The 14,966-nt window shown below is 60.7% G+C and carries 17 protein-coding genes; 12 read left to right on the top strand and 5 right to left on the bottom strand.

The genetic code is table 11. From position 1 onward, the window contains the following. Positions 1–119: 119 nt before the first annotated feature. Both ftsB and ispD read left to right on the top strand, forming a co-directional pair. A complete protein-coding gene (gene ftsB, locus BFQ01_RS18885) occupies positions 120–398 on the top strand; it encodes a cell division protein FtsB (protein ID WP_003172294.1) in 279 nt (92 codons plus the stop codon). Continuing rightward, entirely contained in the window at positions 395–1,102 is a 708-nt protein-coding gene (gene ispD, locus BFQ01_RS18880; protein ID WP_065926451.1) for a 2-C-methyl-D-erythritol 4-phosphate cytidylyltransferase, read from the top strand. The genes ftsB and ispD overlap by 4 nt, the downstream gene beginning before the upstream one ends. Here the strand turns inward: ispD and BFQ01_RS18875 are convergent, their stop codons facing one another. Then, a complete protein-coding gene (locus tag BFQ01_RS18875; protein WP_065926450.1) occupies positions 1,103–1,999 on the bottom strand; it encodes a LysR substrate-binding domain-containing protein in 897 nt (298 codons plus the stop codon). A gap of 108 nt (positions 2,000–2,107) precedes the next feature. On the opposite strand from BFQ01_RS18875, the gene BFQ01_RS18870 reads away from it, so the two are divergent. The 8 genes from BFQ01_RS18870 (at position 2,108) to rpoS (ending at position 9,307) form a co-directional block, all read left to right on the top strand. Next, positions 2,108–3,220: an S-(hydroxymethyl)glutathione dehydrogenase/class III alcohol dehydrogenase gene (locus BFQ01_RS18870; protein ID WP_065926449.1), complete on the top strand. Its 1,113-nt coding sequence runs from the start codon at positions 2,108–2,110 to the stop codon at positions 3,218–3,220. A 90-nt stretch (positions 3,221–3,310) separates the two neighbouring features. Beyond that, complete coding sequence (gene fghA, locus BFQ01_RS18865) at positions 3,311–4,156, top strand: S-formylglutathione hydrolase (RefSeq protein ID WP_065926448.1); 846 nt, start codon at positions 3,311–3,313, stop codon at positions 4,154–4,156. A gap of 54 nt (positions 4,157–4,210) precedes the next feature. Further along, positions 4,211–4,684 carry a 2-C-methyl-D-erythritol 2,4-cyclodiphosphate synthase gene (gene ispF / locus BFQ01_RS18860; RefSeq protein WP_012722614.1) on the top strand — a complete coding sequence of 158 codons (474 nt, stop codon included), beginning with the start codon at positions 4,211–4,213 and terminating at the stop codon, positions 4,682–4,684. Beyond that, entirely contained in the window at positions 4,681–5,739 is a 1,059-nt protein-coding gene (gene truD / locus BFQ01_RS18855; protein ID WP_065926447.1) for a tRNA pseudouridine(13) synthase TruD, read from the top strand. The genes ispF and truD overlap by 4 nt, the downstream gene beginning before the upstream one ends. Next, on the top strand, positions 5,727–6,476 hold the full coding sequence (gene surE, locus BFQ01_RS18850) for a 5'/3'-nucleotidase SurE (protein ID WP_065926446.1): 750 nt from the start codon (positions 5,727–5,729) through the stop codon (positions 6,474–6,476). Before truD ends, surE begins: the two co-directional genes overlap by 13 nt. 41 nt (positions 6,477–6,517) lie before the next feature. After that, positions 6,518–7,153, top strand: coding sequence for a protein-L-isoaspartate(D-aspartate) O-methyltransferase (locus BFQ01_RS18845; RefSeq protein WP_169899534.1), 636 nt, complete (start codon positions 6,518–6,520; stop codon positions 7,151–7,153). A gap of 207 nt (positions 7,154–7,360) precedes the next feature. Further along, on the top strand, positions 7,361–8,197 hold the full coding sequence (locus BFQ01_RS18840) for a peptidoglycan DD-metalloendopeptidase family protein (RefSeq protein WP_065926445.1): 837 nt from the start codon (positions 7,361–7,363) through the stop codon (positions 8,195–8,197). Between the two features lie 105 nt (positions 8,198–8,302). Then, positions 8,303–9,307, top strand: a complete 1,005-nt coding sequence (gene rpoS, locus BFQ01_RS18835) for an RNA polymerase sigma factor RpoS (protein WP_025855149.1) — start codon at positions 8,303–8,305, stop codon at positions 9,305–9,307. Positions 9,308–9,517: 210 nt separating this feature from the next. On the opposite strand, the gene BFQ01_RS18830 is transcribed toward rpoS, so the two are convergent. Further along, positions 9,518–9,727 (bottom strand): cold-shock protein, encoded by a 210-nt coding sequence (locus BFQ01_RS18830; RefSeq protein ID WP_002554837.1) that lies wholly within the window; start codon positions 9,725–9,727, stop codon positions 9,518–9,520. A 389-nt stretch (positions 9,728–10,116) separates the two neighbouring features. On the opposite strand from BFQ01_RS18830, the gene dcd reads away from it, so the two are divergent. Together dcd and BFQ01_RS18820 are read left to right on the top strand one after the other, a co-directional pair. After that, positions 10,117–10,683, top strand: a complete 567-nt coding sequence (gene dcd, locus BFQ01_RS18825; protein ID WP_003172320.1) for a dCTP deaminase — start codon at positions 10,117–10,119, stop codon at positions 10,681–10,683. A 107-nt stretch (positions 10,684–10,790) separates the two neighbouring features. Beyond that, complete coding sequence (locus tag BFQ01_RS18820; RefSeq protein ID WP_027604457.1) at positions 10,791–10,991, top strand: hypothetical protein; 201 nt, start codon at positions 10,791–10,793, stop codon at positions 10,989–10,991. A gap of 15 nt (positions 10,992–11,006) precedes the next feature. Here BFQ01_RS18820 and pdeM read toward each other — a convergent pair whose 3' ends face one another. From pdeM to BFQ01_RS18805, 3 genes are read right to left on the bottom strand one after another with little or no spacing between them, the layout of a single operon-like run. Then, entirely contained in the window at positions 11,007–11,657 is a 651-nt protein-coding gene (gene pdeM, locus BFQ01_RS18815; RefSeq protein WP_065926444.1) for a ligase-associated DNA damage response endonuclease PdeM, read from the bottom strand. Continuing rightward, positions 11,657–14,137, bottom strand: a complete 2,481-nt coding sequence (locus BFQ01_RS18810; protein ID WP_065926443.1) for a ligase-associated DNA damage response DEXH box helicase — start codon at positions 14,135–14,137, stop codon at positions 11,657–11,659. Before BFQ01_RS18810 ends, pdeM begins: the two co-directional genes overlap by 1 nt. A 57-nt stretch (positions 14,138–14,194) precedes the next feature. Next, positions 14,195–14,959 (bottom strand): ABC transporter ATP-binding protein, encoded by a 765-nt coding sequence (locus tag BFQ01_RS18805; RefSeq protein ID WP_016973168.1) that lies wholly within the window; start codon positions 14,957–14,959, stop codon positions 14,195–14,197. Positions 14,960–14,966: the final 7 nt, after the last annotated feature.

Here is a 14,966-nt window from a genome sequence, read left to right as displayed (position 1 = left end):
CGAGTTTCGACGCTAATCTGATGGCGATCAAGCACAAGCCTGGTTCTTCCAGGCTTCGTGCTATCAGTTGCTGTAAAAGTTTTGCATGGCGTGTTTTTCCACTGGATACCCGATATTCGATGCGCAGTCCCAATTGGTTGTTCCTCGTCTTGCTCTTGTTGCTGGCTGGCCTGCAGTACCGCCTATGGGTAGGTAATGGCAGCTTTGCGCAGGTAAAAGACCTGACCCAGCAAATTGCCGACCAGCACGCCGAGAACGAACGCCTGCTGGAGCGCAACCGCGTCCTCGATGCCGAAGTGCTTGAGCTGAAAAAGGGTACCGAGACCGTTGAAGAACGGGCCCGTCATGAGTTGGGCATGGTCAAGGAGGGCGAAACCCTCTACCAGTTGGCCCAATGAGTTACCGTTTGCCGGCCTTCTGGGCCGTGATACCTGCCGCGGGCGTCGGTGCCCGTATGGCCGCGGACCGTCCCAAGCAATACTTGCAGTTGGGCGGGCGCACTATTCTCGAACACAGCCTTGGCTGTTTTCTCGATCATCCCAACCTCAAGGGGTTGGTGGTCAGTCTTGCTGCTGATGACCCGTATTGGCCAAGCCTGGCATGTGCCGCTGACCCGCGTATCGTGCGTGCGGACGGTGGTTCGGAGCGTTCTGGCTCGGTGCTCAATGCGTTGCTGCAACTCAATGCCCTGGGCGCCAGCGATGACGATTGGGTACTGGTCCACGATGCGGCGCGGCCGAATCTGAGTCGCGATGATCTGGATAAGTTGCTCACCGAACTGGCGAACGACCCGGTCGGCGGTCTGCTGGCCGTGCCGGCCCGCGATACCCTCAAGCGCGTCGACAAGCAGGGGCGGGTGGTGGAAACCGTCGACCGCAGCTTGATCTGGCAAGCCTATACACCGCAGATGTTCCGCCTCGGGGCCTTGCACCGCGCATTGGCTGATAGCCTGGTGGCCGATGCAGTGATCACCGATGAAGCCTCGGCCATGGAGTGGTCCGGGCAGGCGCCGCGCTTGATCGAAGGGCGCTCGGACAATATCAAGGTGACCCGGCCGGAAGACCTGGAGTGGCTGCGGTTGCGGTGGGCGAATCGTCGTTAATCAACCGCTGTACTCCGGCCGCTCGGCCAAGCCCTCTTTCAAGAAATCCACCAACTTCCTGACCTTCGGCGACAAGTGCCGTTGTTGCGGATACAGCCCCCACACCGCCGTATTCGGTGGCTGATGCGCCTCCAGCAGCGACACCAGCGCGCCGCTGTGCAGATGCTCCAGTACGTAATAGTCCGGCAGTTGGCACAATCCCACCCCTTGCAACGCCGCATCCAACACCGCTTGCCCACTGTTGCAGCGCCAGTTGCCTTGCACTCGCTGGGAAAATTCCCTCCCGTCCTGGGCCAGTTGCCAAATGTCCGAGCTGCCGATCAGGCAATTATGCCGACTCAATTCCGACAAACTATGTGGCCGACCATACCGGGCCAGGTAGGACGGCGACGCGCACAGGTACATGCGCCGAGGCGCGAGGCGGCTGGCGACCATGCGCGAATCCTGCAATCGCCCCAGGCGAATCGCCAGGTCGAGTCCTTCGTGCACCAGATCCAATTGACGGTTGCTCAGTTCGATGTCCACCCGCAATTGTGGGTACAGGCCCATGAACCGCGTCACCAGTGGCACGATAAACCGCTCGCCATAGGCCACCGCGCAGGTCATGCGCAACATGCCTTTCGGTTCGCTGGTCAGGTCACCCACGGCGCGCAGGGCTTCTTCGCGGCCGTCCTGTAGGCGCTGGCAATGTTGCAGAAAGGTCTGACCCGCTTCAGTCAGCGTCACCTTACGGGTACTGCGATACAGCAACCGCGTTTGCAGGCGCTCTTCCAGGCGTGCCACCTGGCGGCTGATGTGGGACGAAGACACACCCAGCCGCTCGGCAGCCGCCGTAAATTGGCTGCATTCGGCGACGGCAACGAATTCATCGATGCCTTCCCAGCGGTTCTCCAGCATGGCGATTATCCCTGTACAGCAATAAAGTTTTGCTTTTGCCTGGATTATTAATCATGGAGCCATGTTTTACACTCTCTCCATCATTTTTAACGCCCTGGAGAAACCTGGATGATCAAGTCCCGCGCTGCCGTTGCCTTTGAAGCCAAGAAACCCCTCGAGATCGTGGAAGTCGATGTGGCCATGCCCAAGGCGGGCGAAGTGCTGTTGCGTGTGGTCGCCTCCGGGGTTTGCCATACCGACGCCTACACCCTCTCCGGCGCCGACCCGGAAGGCATCTTCCCGTCCATCCTTGGCCATGAAGGCGGTGCGGTGGTCGAAGCCATCGGCGAGGGCGTGACTTCGGTGGCGGTGGGCGACCATGTGATCCCGCTGTACACCCCGGAGTGCGGCAAGTGCAAGTTCTGCCTGTCGGGTAAGACCAACCTGTGCCAGGCCATTCGTTCCACCCAAGGCAAAGGCCTGATGCCGGATGGCACCACGCGCTTTTCCTACAAGGGGCAGCCGATTTTCCACTACATGGGGACTTCGACGTTCTCCGAGTACACCGTGCTGCCGGAAATTTCCGTCGCCAAGATTCCTAAAGAAGCGCCGCTGGAGAAGGTCTGCCTGCTCGGCTGTGGCGTCACCACCGGCATCGGTGCGGTGCTCAACACCGCCAAGGTCAAGCCGGGCGACACCGTGGCGATCTTCGGTCTTGGCGGTATTGGCCTGTCGGCCGTGATCGGTGCGGTCAAGGCTAAGGCCGGCCGTATCATTGCGATTGACATCAACCCGGCCAAGTTCGAGATCGCCAAGCAACTGGGCGCCACCGACTGCATCAACCCGAAAGACTATGACCGTCCGATCCAGGACGTGATTGTCGATTTGACTGACGGCGGCGTGGACTTTTCCTTCGAGTGCATCGGCAACGTGCAACTGATGCGTGCCGCGCTCGAGTGCTGCCACAAGGGGTGGGGTGAATCGGTGATCATCGGGGTTGCCGGTGCCGGCCAGGAAATCTCCACCCGCCCATTCCAGCTGGTGACCGGTCGTGTCTGGCGTGGCTCGGCGTTCGGTGGCGTACGCGGCCGTACTGAATTGCCAAGCTACGTGGAAATGGCCCAGACCGGCGAGATTCCGCTGGACACTTTCATCACCCACACCATGGGCCTGGAAGACATCAACAAAGCGTTTGACCTGATGCATGAAGGCAAGAGCATTCGTACCGTCATTCACTTTTGAAGCAGCGGCAAGCGGCAAGCTATCAGCAGCAAGTGGGTGTACGCCTTACTTGCCGCTTGAGGCTTGCAACTTGCAGCTGGGAGCACTCCCATGACCCTGGAAAATATCTCCTGCCAGAAGAGTTTTGGCGGCTGGCACAAACGCTACAAACACAGTTCCCACGTGCTCGGCTGCGACATGACTTTCGCCGTCTACCTGCCGCCGCAAGCGGAGCAGGGCAGCAAATTGCCGGTGCTGTACTGGCTGTCCGGCTTGACCTGCACCGATGAGAACTTCATGCAGAAAGCCGGTGCTCAGCGCATGGCTGCAGAACTGGGGCTTATCATTGTCGCGCCCGACACCAGCCCCCGTGGCGCCGGTGTGCCGGGCGACCCGGACAACGCCTGGGATTTTGGCCTGGGTGCCGGCTTCTACCTGAATGCCACCCAGGAACCTTGGGCCAAGCACTACAGGATGCATGACTACGTGGTGCAGGAATTGCCGGCATTGGTTGAAGCGCATTTCCCGGCTTCGGACAAACGGGGTATCAGCGGCCACTCCATGGGCGGCCACGGTGCGTTGGTGTGTGCCCTGCGCAACCCTGGGCGTTACCTGTCGGTGTCGGCGTTTTCGCCGATCAATAATCCGATGGATTGCCCGTGGGGCCAGAAAGCTTTCTCCCGTTATCTGGGTGAAGAGCGCGCCAAATGGCGTGAATGGGATGCCTGTGTGCTGATCGGCGAAGCCTCGGAAAAGCTGCCGTTGCTGGTGGACCAGGGCGACCGCGACGATTTCCTTGCCGTGCAGCTCAAGCCCGAAGCCTTGCAGCAAGCGGCCAAGGCGGCCAGCCATCCGCTGGAACTGCGCCTGCAGCCTGGCTACGACCACAGCTACTTCTTTATCGCCAGCTTCATCGAAGACCATTTGCGACATCATGGTCGTGCTTTGCTCGGTTAATGTGAGGCAAAAGTAGGTAGAATCACGCCCTGAATTAAATCGGGGCGTTTTTTTATGCGTATTGGCCACGGCTACGATGTGCACCGTTTCGCTGAAGGCGATTTCATCACCCTGGGCGGCGTGCGCATTGCGCACCACCATGGGTTGCTGGCTCATTCCGACGGCGACGTTGTCCTGCATGCCTTGAGCGACGCCTTGCTCGGCGCGGCGGCACTGGGCGATATCGGCAAGCACTTTCCGGATACCGATCCCACCTTCAAGGGCGCGGACAGCCGTGTCCTGCTGCGCCATGTGGTCGGCCTGATCCATGCCAAGGGCTGGAAGGTCGGCAATGTCGATAACACCATCGTGGCCCAGGCGCCGAAAATGGCCCCGCACATCGAATCCATGCGCGCACTGATTGCCGCAGACCTGCAAATTGAATTGGATCAAGTCAACGTGAAAGCCACCACCACCGAAAAACTCGGGTTCACCGGTCGTGAAGAGGGCATCGCGGTGCACTCCGTCGCCTTGTTGCTGCGCGCATGAACGACCTGCAACTGCTGGGCCCGCGTGCCTATGGCGAGGCCCTGGGCAGCGCGGTCCTGAAGGCCACGGCTGAAGATTTCCAGGTCGACGAAGTGCTCGATATTCCGCTTACCGGCGAAGGCGAGCACCTGTGGTTGTGGGTTGAGAAGCGCGGGCTCAATACTGAGGAAGCCGCGCGGCGTATCGCCAAGGCGGCTGGCGTGCCGTTGCGCACCGTCAGCTATGCCGGGCTCAAGGACCGTCAGGCGTTGACCCGCCAGTGGTTCAGCGTACAACTGCCGGGCAAGGCCGATCCGGACATGGGTGCTGCGGAAAACGACACCTTCAGGATCCTGAAAACCGCCCGCCACAAGCGCAAGCTGCAACGTGGCGCGCACTCGGCCAACGGCTTTACCTTGCGCCTGACCCAATTGGCCGGTGATACCGCCGCCATCGACGCGCGGCTGCAATTGATTGCCCAGTACGGCATTCCCAACTATTTCGGCACCCAGCGTTTTGGCCACAACGGTGGCAATGTCGTCGACGCCCGCGAATGGGCCGCGCGCAAGGCCCTGCCGGAGCAACGCAATGTGCGTTCGCGGTTGTTGTCCACCGCGCGTAGCTTCCTCTTCAACAAAGTGTTGGCGGCACGTGTCGCCGACGGTTCCTGGCAGCGCGCGCAAGTGGGTGATCTGCTGGCGTTTACCGACAGCCGCAGCTTTTTTCCGGCGGGGGAGGCTGAGTGCAGCGACCCGCGCCTGGCGATCCTGGACCTGCACCCCACCGGGCCGCAGTGGGGCGAGGGCGATTCTCCGGCGACAGGCGCCACGTTTGAGTTGGAGCAGGCGGTTGCCGCCGGTGAAGCCGACCTGCGTGATTGGCTGGTGAGTGCCGGCATGAGCCAGGAACGTCGCATTCTGCGACTGCCCATTGGCGGGTTGACGTGGCATTATCCCGGGCCTGACATTCTGCAATTGGAATTCGTCCTGCCGGCCGGATGCTTCGCCACTGTCTTGGTGCGCGAGCTTGTTGATCTGGTGCCGGTGGGGCAGACGGACAGCCCATGCGTATTCTGATATCAAACGATGACGGTGCCACCGCACCCGGTCTTGCCGCGCTCTATGCTGCGCTGCAGGATTACGCCGAGTGCGTGGTGGTTGCCCCCGACCAGGACAAGAGCGGCGCCAGCAGTTCGCTGACGCTCGACCGTCCGCTGCACCCGCAGGTTCTGGCCAATGGCTTCATCAGTGTGAACGGCACCCCCACCGACTGCGTGCACCTGGCGATCAACAGTTTGTTGGACCAGGAGCCGGACCTGGTGGTGTCGGGCATCAACCTCGGCGCCAACCTTGGCGACGACGTGCTGTATTCCGGCACGGTGGCGGCGGCGCTTGAAGGACGCTTCCTCGGCCGGACCTCGTTTGCGTTTTCGTTGGCATCGCGTCAACTGGACAACCTGCCCACCGCGGCCTATTTCGCGCGCAAGCTGGTGGAGGCCCATGGCGCCCTGGACCTGCCGCCGCGCACGGTGCTCAACGTCAACATTCCCAATTTGCCCCTCGACCACATTCGCGGTATCCAGCTTACACGCCTGGGCCATCGCGCCCGCGCGGCAGCGCCGTTGAAGGTCGTCGACCCGCGTGGCAAGGAAGGCTACTGGATCGCGGCAGCGGGCGATGCCGAAGACGGTGGCCCAGGCACGGACTTTCACGCGGTGATGCAAGGCTATGTGTCGATTACCCCGTTGCAACTTGATCGCACCTTCAGTGATGCCTTCAGTGGTCTCGATGGCTGGCTGGAGGGGCTGCGCTGATGGCTCGTGAACAAGACGACCTGCTGCGCCGGGGCATCGGGATGACCTCCCAGCGCACCCGTGAGCGTTTGATCCAGCGCCTGTACGAAGAGGGGCTTTCCAACGCCCAGGTGTTGGAAGTGATCCGGCGTACGCCTCGGCACCTCTTTGTCGATGAAGCCTTGGCCCATCGTGCCTACGAAGACACGGCATTGCCCATCGGCCATAACCAGACCATCTCCCAGCCTTATATGGTTGCGCGCATGAGCGAGCTGCTGCTGGCGGCGGGGCCGTTGGACAAGGTGCTGGAGATTGGCACCGGTTCCGGCTACCAGACGGCGGTGCTGTCGCAACTGGTGGAGCGGGTGTTCTCGGTGGAGCGCATCAAGGTGCTGCAGGACCGCGCCAAGGAACGCCTGGTGGAGCTGAACCTGCGCAACGTGGTATTCCGCTGGGGCGATGGTTGGGAAGGCTGGCCGGCGCTGGCGCCCTACAACGGGATTATCGTCACTGCCGTGGCCACCGATGTGCCGCAGGCACTGCTCGATCAACTGGCCCCGGGAGGGCGGCTGGTCATTCCGGTGGGGTCAGGTGAAGTGCAACAATTGATGCTTATTGTCCGTGAAGACGATGGTTTTTCCCGGCATGTACTCGGCGCCGTGCGTTTTGTGCCGTTGCTCAATGGCCCGCTGGCCTGATCATTTTTCGCGGGCAGTGAATTCTGTTGGTGAGGATGTGTCTTACGGCGGGGTCTATCAAGTCAACATGATGGGCGGGGCGATTCAACGCGCTGAATGATTCGTTTCAGTCGCGTGACGGTAAAACTTCAATGCCCAGTTATACTTGCGTCATATTTCAAGCCTGATACAGGCATTCATGTTCAGCCACCACAAAGGGAGCGGCGGGTGAGTCTCACAGGTCTTGCGCAGCGTATGAGTAGAACAAGTTTTCAGCGACTGGTGCTTGGCCTTGTCTTTGGTTCCCTTCTGGTAGGGTGTTCCAGCTCGCCAAGCAGCGGTGCACGGGTGGTTGACCGCAATAACGCTGCACCACAAAAGCCGACGGTGACCACCGGGCAGTATGTCGTGCGCAAGGGCGACACCTTGTTCTCGATTGCCTTCCGTTATGGCTGGGACTACAAGGCCCTCGCAGCCCGTAACAATATTCCTGTGCCCTACACGATACATCCGGGTCAGACGATTCGCTTTGACGGTCGCACCGGTTCTACCCCTACGGCAGTTGTGACAAACACCGGATCTTCGCCGTCGTCTTCGAGCAAAACCACCATCATTACCCGGCCTGCGGGTACCGCTGCGCCGAGTGCTGCGAACAAGCCGGCACCCGCGCCGTTGCCCCCCGCAGGGCCTGCGCCGACCGGTTGGGGATGGCCCTCAAATGGAGTGTTAATTGGAAAATTCTCTTCAAACGGCAGTTTGAATAAAGGCATTGATATTGCCGGGGATTTGGGACAGCCTGTTTTAGCTGCGTCTGATGGGACGGTGGTGTACGCCGGGAGTGGTTTGCGGGGCTACGGCGAACTGGTCATCATCAAACACAGCGATACCTACGTCAGTGCTTACGGCCACAACCGTAGGCTGTTGGTTCGGGAGGGGCAGCAGGTCAAAGTCGGACAGACAATTGCCGAAATGGGGTCAACTGGTACGGACCGGGTGAAACTGCACTTTGAGATTCGCCGTCAAGGGAAGCCTGTAGATCCACTGCAATTCCTACCCCGTCGTTGATATGTTGCACAGCCTGTTCCTCACGTAGAAGGAACAGGCTCCAGCGTTGCCAAGGATAAAGGCGTCGCTTGAGCTTGAGGTCGAACTCACCAAAGGACTATAACAATGGCTCTCAGTAAAGAAGCGCCGGAGTTTGACATCGACGATGAGGTTCTCCTTATGGAGACCGGCATCGCTACGGAATCGATGTCGAATGAGGGACCTGCTGTACCTTCAGTTCGCACCAAATCCAAGAACTCCACCGCGTTAAAGCAACACAAATACATTGATTACACGCGGGCGCTCGATGCGACCCAGTTGTACCTCAATGAAATCGGCTTTTCCCCTCTGCTGACTCCCGAAGAAGAAGTCCATTTTGCGCGCTTGTCGCAAAAGGGTGATCCGGCTGGGCGCAAGCGCATGATTGAAAGCAACCTGCGCCTGGTGGTGAAAATCGCCCGACGCTACGTCAATCGTGGGCTGTCCTTGTTGGACCTGATCGAGGAGGGCAACCTGGGCTTGATCCGGGCGGTGGAGAAGTTCGATCCTGAGCGGGGCTTCCGCTTCTCGACCTATGCCACCTGGTGGATTCGCCAGACCATCGAACGGGCGATCATGAATCAGACCCGCACGATCCGGTTGCCGATTCATGTGGTCAAGGAACTCAACGTCTACCTCCGGGCGGCACGTGAGCTCACTCAAAAACTCGATCATGAACCCTCGCCCGAAGAAATCGCCAACCTGCTGGAAAAACCGGTAGGGGAGGTCAAGCGCATGCTGGGTCTTAACGAGCGTGTGTCTTCGGTCGACGTCTCGCTGGGTCCGGACTCGGATAAAACCCTGCTGGACACCCTGACGGATGATCGTCCTACGGATCCCTGCGAGCTGCTGCAGGACGATGATCTTTCCCAAAGCATTGACCAGTGGCTGTCGGAGCTCACGGACAAGCAGCGTGAGGTGGTGATTCGCCGCTTCGGCCTGCGTGGCCATGAGAGCAGCACGCTGGAGGACGTAGGCCTGGAGATTGGCCTGACCCGTGAGCGGGTGCGGCAGATCCAGGTGGAAGGGCTCAAGCGCTTGCGCGAGATCCTGGAGAAGAATGGCTTGTCGAGTGAGTCGTTGTTTCAATAACGACGCCGCTTGAATGCTTGAATGTGGGAGGGGGCTTGCTCCCGATAGCGGTAGTTCAGTCACTGGATGTATCGACTGACACGCCGCTATCGGGAGCAAGCCCCCTCCCACATTTTTTGCGCACGACATTTTATTCATGTATGCCCAAATCCCAGGCATAAAAAAACCCCGCTTTTAAGGGCGGGGTCTTTTCGACTGAGTCAGTACAAGTTAGATAACTTGAACTTCTTCAGCTTGCATGCCTTTCTGACCGCGGGTAGCGATGAAAGAAACCTGTTGGCCTTCTTTCAGGCTTTTGAAGCCGTCGGATTGGATAGCTTTGAAGTGAACGAACAGGTCGTCACCGGATTGTGGAGTGATGAAGCCGAAGCCTTTTTCATCGTTGAACCACTTAACGGTACCAGTTTGGCGATTAGACATGGTGTATCTCCTTGGACAAAGTTAACTGCGACTCAGGAAAAGCCCTGGCCGAGACTGAGTGCAAAGAGCAGGAAAAATTCTTGGAGATGGTTGGATCGAAATTCAACATATCGTGTAGAGATTCTCAGTGACACAAGCAGCACAGTGGCGCCACCTTAACCCTTTTTCCGGAACGTGCCAATGGTATTTCCGAAGGTTTCTCTATTTTCGTGACTGGCGGTGGTATTTACACACACCGGTTGCGGCAATACGGGGCCCGGCCCCGCTGGCCGCGCCTTATGGCAGCCGGTGCGTTCATCAAGAAAAGCCCGACGCCCTTTGAACCCCAACGCCGGCCCCGGTAAGATGCCCCACAGAATTTTTCCACCTCGCTATTCAGGACACCCGCCATGAGCATCAAATCGGACAAGTGGATTCGCCGCATGGCGCAAGAGCACGGCATGATCGAACCGTTCGTCGAGCGTCAGATTCGTGGTGAAGGCGATGACCGCGTGATCTCGTACGGCGTTTCCAGCTACGGCTACGATGTGCGCTGCGCCGACGAGTTCAAGGTGTTCACCAACATCAACTCGGCGATCGTGGATCCGAAGAACTTCGACGAAAAGAGCTTCGTCGATGTGAAAAGCGACGTGTGCATTATCCCGCCGAACTCCTTTGCCCTGGCACGCACCGTGGAATTCTTCCGTATTCCCCGCGACGTGCTGACCATCTGCCTGGGTAAAAGCACCTACGCGCGCTGCGGCATTATCGTCAACGTGACGCCACTTGAGCCTGAGTGGGAAGGCCACGTGACCCTGGAATTCTCCAACACCACCACCCTGCCGGCGAAAATCTACGCCAACGAAGGCGTGGCGCAGATGCTGTTCTTGCAGTCTGACGAGGCCTGTGAAGTGTCCTACAAAGACCGCGCCGGCAAGTACCAGGGCCAGCGCGGCGTCACCTTGCCACGCGCTTGATCGAAAGGTCCTACGCGTAAAGGGAATTAGTCCGCAGAAAGTGACTCTATTGGGTGTACTGCCTCGGTGCGTGCAAAACGCACCGAGCCACGCTTGAGGAGTGCCTTATGAAGATTGACCCGCGAATCAGCGCAGAACTTGCCCGGCTTGAACCCAACCAGATTGGCGTTCTGGCCTGGTCCCTGATGGCTGATCCCGCCTATGCAGGCGGCATCCCCGGCCAACCGGATGAAGATTGGCCACAGCAGCCCACCGAACCCGGTGAGCCGACCCTTCCGGACGAGCCGCCTCCCGCACCGGTCGCCTGATACCCGCAAGGCCGGTCAGCGAACCTGCCACACCTGGTGATCGCCGATAACAAAGATTCGGCGGTCATTGTCCTGCTCCACCGTATGCCCCCCGGTAAACGCCCCAAACGCCGGCAGCAGGCTGACGCGCGTGCCGAACTGGAAACACGGCAGGCGCAGGCTCTGCCGGCCCTTGCCGCGCAAGCGATACACCGGGTGCACATGCCCCGCCAGCACATGGTGGCTGGCATGGGCGTGCGGTTCGTGTTGCAGGGCGAAAGGGCCCATCAGCAGTGGCTCCGGAACCACATCGATCCTCAAGTCAGCCGGTGGGTCGCCCGCGCGTTTATCGTGATTACCGCGAATCAAGGTCATCGACAGGTCGCAATGACGTGCTCGCCAGGCCCTCAAGGCGCTGAGGGTGCCGCTGGCGTGGGAGCCGGGCCCGTGGAGGAAGTCGCCGAGAAAGATCACCTGGGCGCACGGTACGGCCGCCAACAGCCGATCCAGGCGCTGCAGGTTTTCGGTGGTGGTGCCTTGCGGTACCGGCTGGCCCAGGCTGCGATAGGCCGATGCCTTGCCAAAGTGTGCATCGGCGATCAGCAGGCACTGGCGCGCGGGCCAGTAGAGCGCCTTATCCGCCAACAGCCACAGCTCTTCGCTCTCCAGCGTCACTGAGCACACCATCAGCGTTTGCCGTTATCGGCGACTTTTTCCAAGTCCTTGACCATCCGCGCAATGCGCTCGGAGAGTTTTTCCGAACTCATGCTTTCGCGCATCCGTTCCACCAGCAGTGGGAAGGCCAGGGGCGTAGGACGTTCGATCATATGCACGTCCAGTGTCAGCGCCGAGAGGCGAAGCAAGGTCTCTTCCAGCCGACGAATATCTAATTCATCACGCAGGACTTCTTCCCCCGCCTGGGCCAGCAACAGGTTTTGCGGGTCATATTGCTTGAACACTTCAAAGAACAACCCGCTGGATGCCTGCACCTGGCGCGTGCTTTTCGGCGCGCCGGGGTAACCGGCAAACACCAGTCCGGCGATACGTGCAATCTCGCGAAAGCGGCGCAGGGCGAGTTCCCCGGCGTTCAGGCTGGCCGCCACGTCTGCCAGCAACTGCTTCGGGCGCAGCAGCGCCCCATTCAGTAAGCGTGGCCAATCCACCTCGGTGGCGCTGAGCAACTCCAAGCCGTAATCGTTGACGGCAATCGAGAAGGTCACAGGCTGCTGCTGGCTGACCCGCCACGCCAGCAGACTCGCCAGTCCCAGGTGCACCTGGCGGCCGGCAAACGGGTAGAGGAACAGGTGCCAGCCCTCCCGCGATTTCAAGGCTTCGGCCAGCAAGTGCTCGCGCGTCGGCAGGCCGGACCAGCGCAACTGTGTCTGCAGCAGGGTTTGCACAGCCCGCATTTCCGGCCCCTCGTAGACCCCGTGCGCGGCCGCATCGAAGCGCTCCACCACGGCTTGGGCCAGCTCATTGGAAAGGGGCATGCGCCCGCCATTCCAGCGCGGTACTGCAGCTTTTTTGGCGCTGCTACGGCGCACATAGGCGGTCATGTTTTCCACCCGCACCAATTCCAGCAGGCGCCCGGCAAACAAGAAGCCATCACCCGGCTTGAGGCGTGCAATAAAGCCTTCTTCAACACTGCCCAGGTTCTTGCCACCGCCGCCCTTGCTCCAGAATTTCAGCTGGATGCTGGCGTCGCTGACAATGGTGCCCACGCTCATGCGATGGCGACGCGCAAGCCGGGCATCGGGGACGCGCCAAATGCCGTGCGCGTCCGGCTCCACGCGGCGGTAATCCGGGTAAGCGGTCAGCGATAAGCCGCCATGCCGTACAAAGCCCAGGGCCCAGGCCCAATCGGCCTCGGTGAGGTCACGATAGGCCCAGGCGCCACGGACCTCCGCCAGCAGCGCCTGCGGCGTAAAGCCACCGCCGAGGGCCATGCTCACCAAATGTTGTACGAGCACATCCAACGGCTTGTGGGGCGATTCGCGGGCTTCGATACGCCGCGCTGCAATGGCGTCCTGGGCCGCAGCGGCTTCCACCAGTTCCAGGCTGTGGGTCGGCACCAGGGTCACCCGCGACGGCCGTCCGGGTGCATGGCCGGAGCGCCCGGCGCGTTGCATCAGGCGCGCCACGCCTTTGGCCGAGCCGATTTGCAGCACGCGCTCCACCGGCAAAAAATCCACCCCCAGGTCCAGGCTGGAGGTGCACACCACCGCCTTGAGCTGACCGTCTTTCAACGCCCGCTCCACCCAGTCGCGGGTCTCGCGGGACAGAGAACCATGGTGCAGGGCAATCACCCCGGCCCAATCCGGTCGGGCCTCGAGCAGCGCCTGATACCAGATTTCCGACTGCGCCCGCGTGTTGGTAAACACCAGGCAACTGCTGCTGGCGTCGACCTCGGCGACCACCTGCGGCAGCATCTTCAAGCCGATATGCCCGGCCCACGGAAACCGCTCGGCGATGGGCGGCAGCAAGGTGTCGACGTGCAACTGCTTGACCGTTTGTCCCTGCACATTAATCCCGTCCCCTTGTGGGATCAGCACTTCCAAGGCGTGGGACTGGTTACCGAGGGTGGCCGAAATGCCCCAGACCATCAGTTCAGGATGCCAGCGCCGCAGCCGCGCCAACGCCAGTTGCAACTGCACGCCGCGCTTGTTGCCGATCAGCTCATGCCATTCATCCACCACCACCATGCGTAGGTGCGCCAGGCTCGTTTCGCTGTCGGCGCGGGCGAGCATCAGGGTCAGGCTTTCCGGGGTGGTGACCAGCGCGGTGGGCTGGCGTCGGGTTTGCCGGGCACGCTCGCTGCTGCTGGTATCGCCGGTGCGCAGGCCGACGCTCCAGGGAATCTGCAAGGCCTCGAGCGGCGCTTCGAGGGCGCGTGCGGTGTCGGCGGCCAACGCGCGCATGGGCGTGATCCACAGCACGGTCAGTGGCTCAGCCGGCGGTTTGCGTTTACCGGTGGCGGGCGGGCGGGTGATCGCGAAACGATTGAGGGCGGCAAACCACAGGGCGTAGGTTTTGCCGGCGCCGGTGCTGGCGTGCAGCAAGCCCGAGCGGCCGTCCTTGACCGCCGTCCATACGTCTTTCTGGAAGGCGAACGGCTTCCAGCCTTTGGCGGCAAACCACGTTTTGGCGAAGTCGAGGGGTTTTGCCATGGGGCCGCGAACGCTCTGGAGGGTCTATTCCACAGACCCTCCAGGCGTTGCAAAGGTTTACTTCAAATTGCCGCTCAGGAACTGTTGCAGGCGCTCGCTCTTCGGATTGCCCAGCACATCCTCCGGCGCGCCTTGCTCTTCCACCAGGCCCTTGTGCAGGAACAGCACCTGGCTGGATACCTTGCGTGCAAAGCTCATTTCGTGGGTCACCATGATCATGGTGCGGCCTTCCTCGGCCAGGCCCTGGATCACCTTCAACACTTCACCCACCAGCTCCGGGTCAAGGGCCGAGGTGGGTTCGTCGAACAGCATCACTTCCGGCTCCATGGCCAGGGCGCGGGCGATGGCCACCCGTTGCTGCTGGCCACCGGACAGGAACGCCGGGTATTGGTCCGCTACCCGTGCCGGTAAACCCACCTTGTCCAGGTAGCGACGGGCGCGGTCTTCGGCGTCCTTTTTGCTGCAACCCAGCACCCGGCGCGGGGCCATGGTGATGTTTTCCAGCACGCTCATATGGCTCCACAGGTTGAAATGCTGGAACACCATCGCCAGTCGTGTGCGCAGGCGTTGCAGTTCGGCATCGTCGGCCACGCGCATGCCGTGGCGGTCGCTGACCATGCGGATCGGCTGGCCGTCGAGGGTCATGGCGCCGTCGTTGGGGGTTTCCAGGAAGTTGATGCAACGCAAAAAGGTGCTTTTGCCCGAGCCGCTGGCGCCGATCAGGCTGATCACATCACCGGTCCTGGCCTTGAGCGAGACACCTTTGAGCACCTCATTGTCGCCATAGCTTTTATGCAGGCCTTCAACGGTCAATTTGTACATGGGGCGT

Source organism: Pseudomonas sp. 8 R 14, assembly GCF_900005955.1.
Classification (GTDB): Bacteria; Pseudomonadota; Gammaproteobacteria; order Pseudomonadales; family Pseudomonadaceae; genus Aquipseudomonas; species Aquipseudomonas marginalis.
This window is presented reverse-complemented; position numbering and strand designations above follow the sequence as displayed.

What these genes read in the sequence shown, in the direction of transcription:
- fghA (WP_065926448.1), top strand. Translation starts at nt 3,311, where the DNA reads ATGACCCTGGAAAATATCTCCTGCCAGAAGAGTTTTGGCGGCTGGCAC.
- BFQ01_RS18805 (WP_016973168.1), bottom strand. Translation starts at nt 14,959, where the DNA reads ATGTACAAATTGACCGTTGAAGGCCTGCATAAAAGCTATGGCGACAAT.
- BFQ01_RS18820 (WP_027604457.1), top strand. Translation starts at nt 10,791, where the DNA reads ATGAAGATTGACCCGCGAATCAGCGCAGAACTTGCCCGGCTTGAACCC.
- ispF (WP_012722614.1), top strand. Translation starts at nt 4,211, where the DNA reads ATGCGTATTGGCCACGGCTACGATGTGCACCGTTTCGCTGAAGGCGAT.
- BFQ01_RS18830 (WP_002554837.1), bottom strand. Translation starts at nt 9,727, where the DNA reads ATGTCTAATCGCCAAACTGGTACCGTTAAGTGGTTCAACGATGAAAAA.
- BFQ01_RS18870 (WP_065926449.1), top strand. Translation starts at nt 2,108, where the DNA reads ATGATCAAGTCCCGCGCTGCCGTTGCCTTTGAAGCCAAGAAACCCCTC.
- ftsB (WP_003172294.1), top strand. Translation starts at nt 120, where the DNA reads ATGCGCAGTCCCAATTGGTTGTTCCTCGTCTTGCTCTTGTTGCTGGCT.
- ispD (WP_065926451.1), top strand. Translation starts at nt 395, where the DNA reads ATGAGTTACCGTTTGCCGGCCTTCTGGGCCGTGATACCTGCCGCGGGC.
- truD (WP_065926447.1), top strand. Translation starts at nt 4,681, where the DNA reads ATGAACGACCTGCAACTGCTGGGCCCGCGTGCCTATGGCGAGGCCCTG.
- rpoS (WP_025855149.1), top strand. Translation starts at nt 8,303, where the DNA reads ATGGCTCTCAGTAAAGAAGCGCCGGAGTTTGACATCGACGATGAGGTT.
- BFQ01_RS18810 (WP_065926443.1), bottom strand. Translation starts at nt 14,137, where the DNA reads ATGGCAAAACCCCTCGACTTCGCCAAAACGTGGTTTGCCGCCAAAGGC.
- BFQ01_RS18845 (WP_169899534.1), top strand. Translation starts at nt 6,518, where the DNA reads ATGACCTCCCAGCGCACCCGTGAGCGTTTGATCCAGCGCCTGTACGAA.
- dcd (WP_003172320.1), top strand. Translation starts at nt 10,117, where the DNA reads ATGAGCATCAAATCGGACAAGTGGATTCGCCGCATGGCGCAAGAGCAC.
- BFQ01_RS18875 (WP_065926450.1), bottom strand. Translation starts at nt 1,999, where the DNA reads ATGCTGGAGAACCGCTGGGAAGGCATCGATGAATTCGTTGCCGTCGCC.
- pdeM (WP_065926444.1), bottom strand. Translation starts at nt 11,657, where the DNA reads ATGGTGTGCTCAGTGACGCTGGAGAGCGAAGAGCTGTGGCTGTTGGCG.
- surE (WP_065926446.1), top strand. Translation starts at nt 5,727, where the DNA reads ATGCGTATTCTGATATCAAACGATGACGGTGCCACCGCACCCGGTCTT.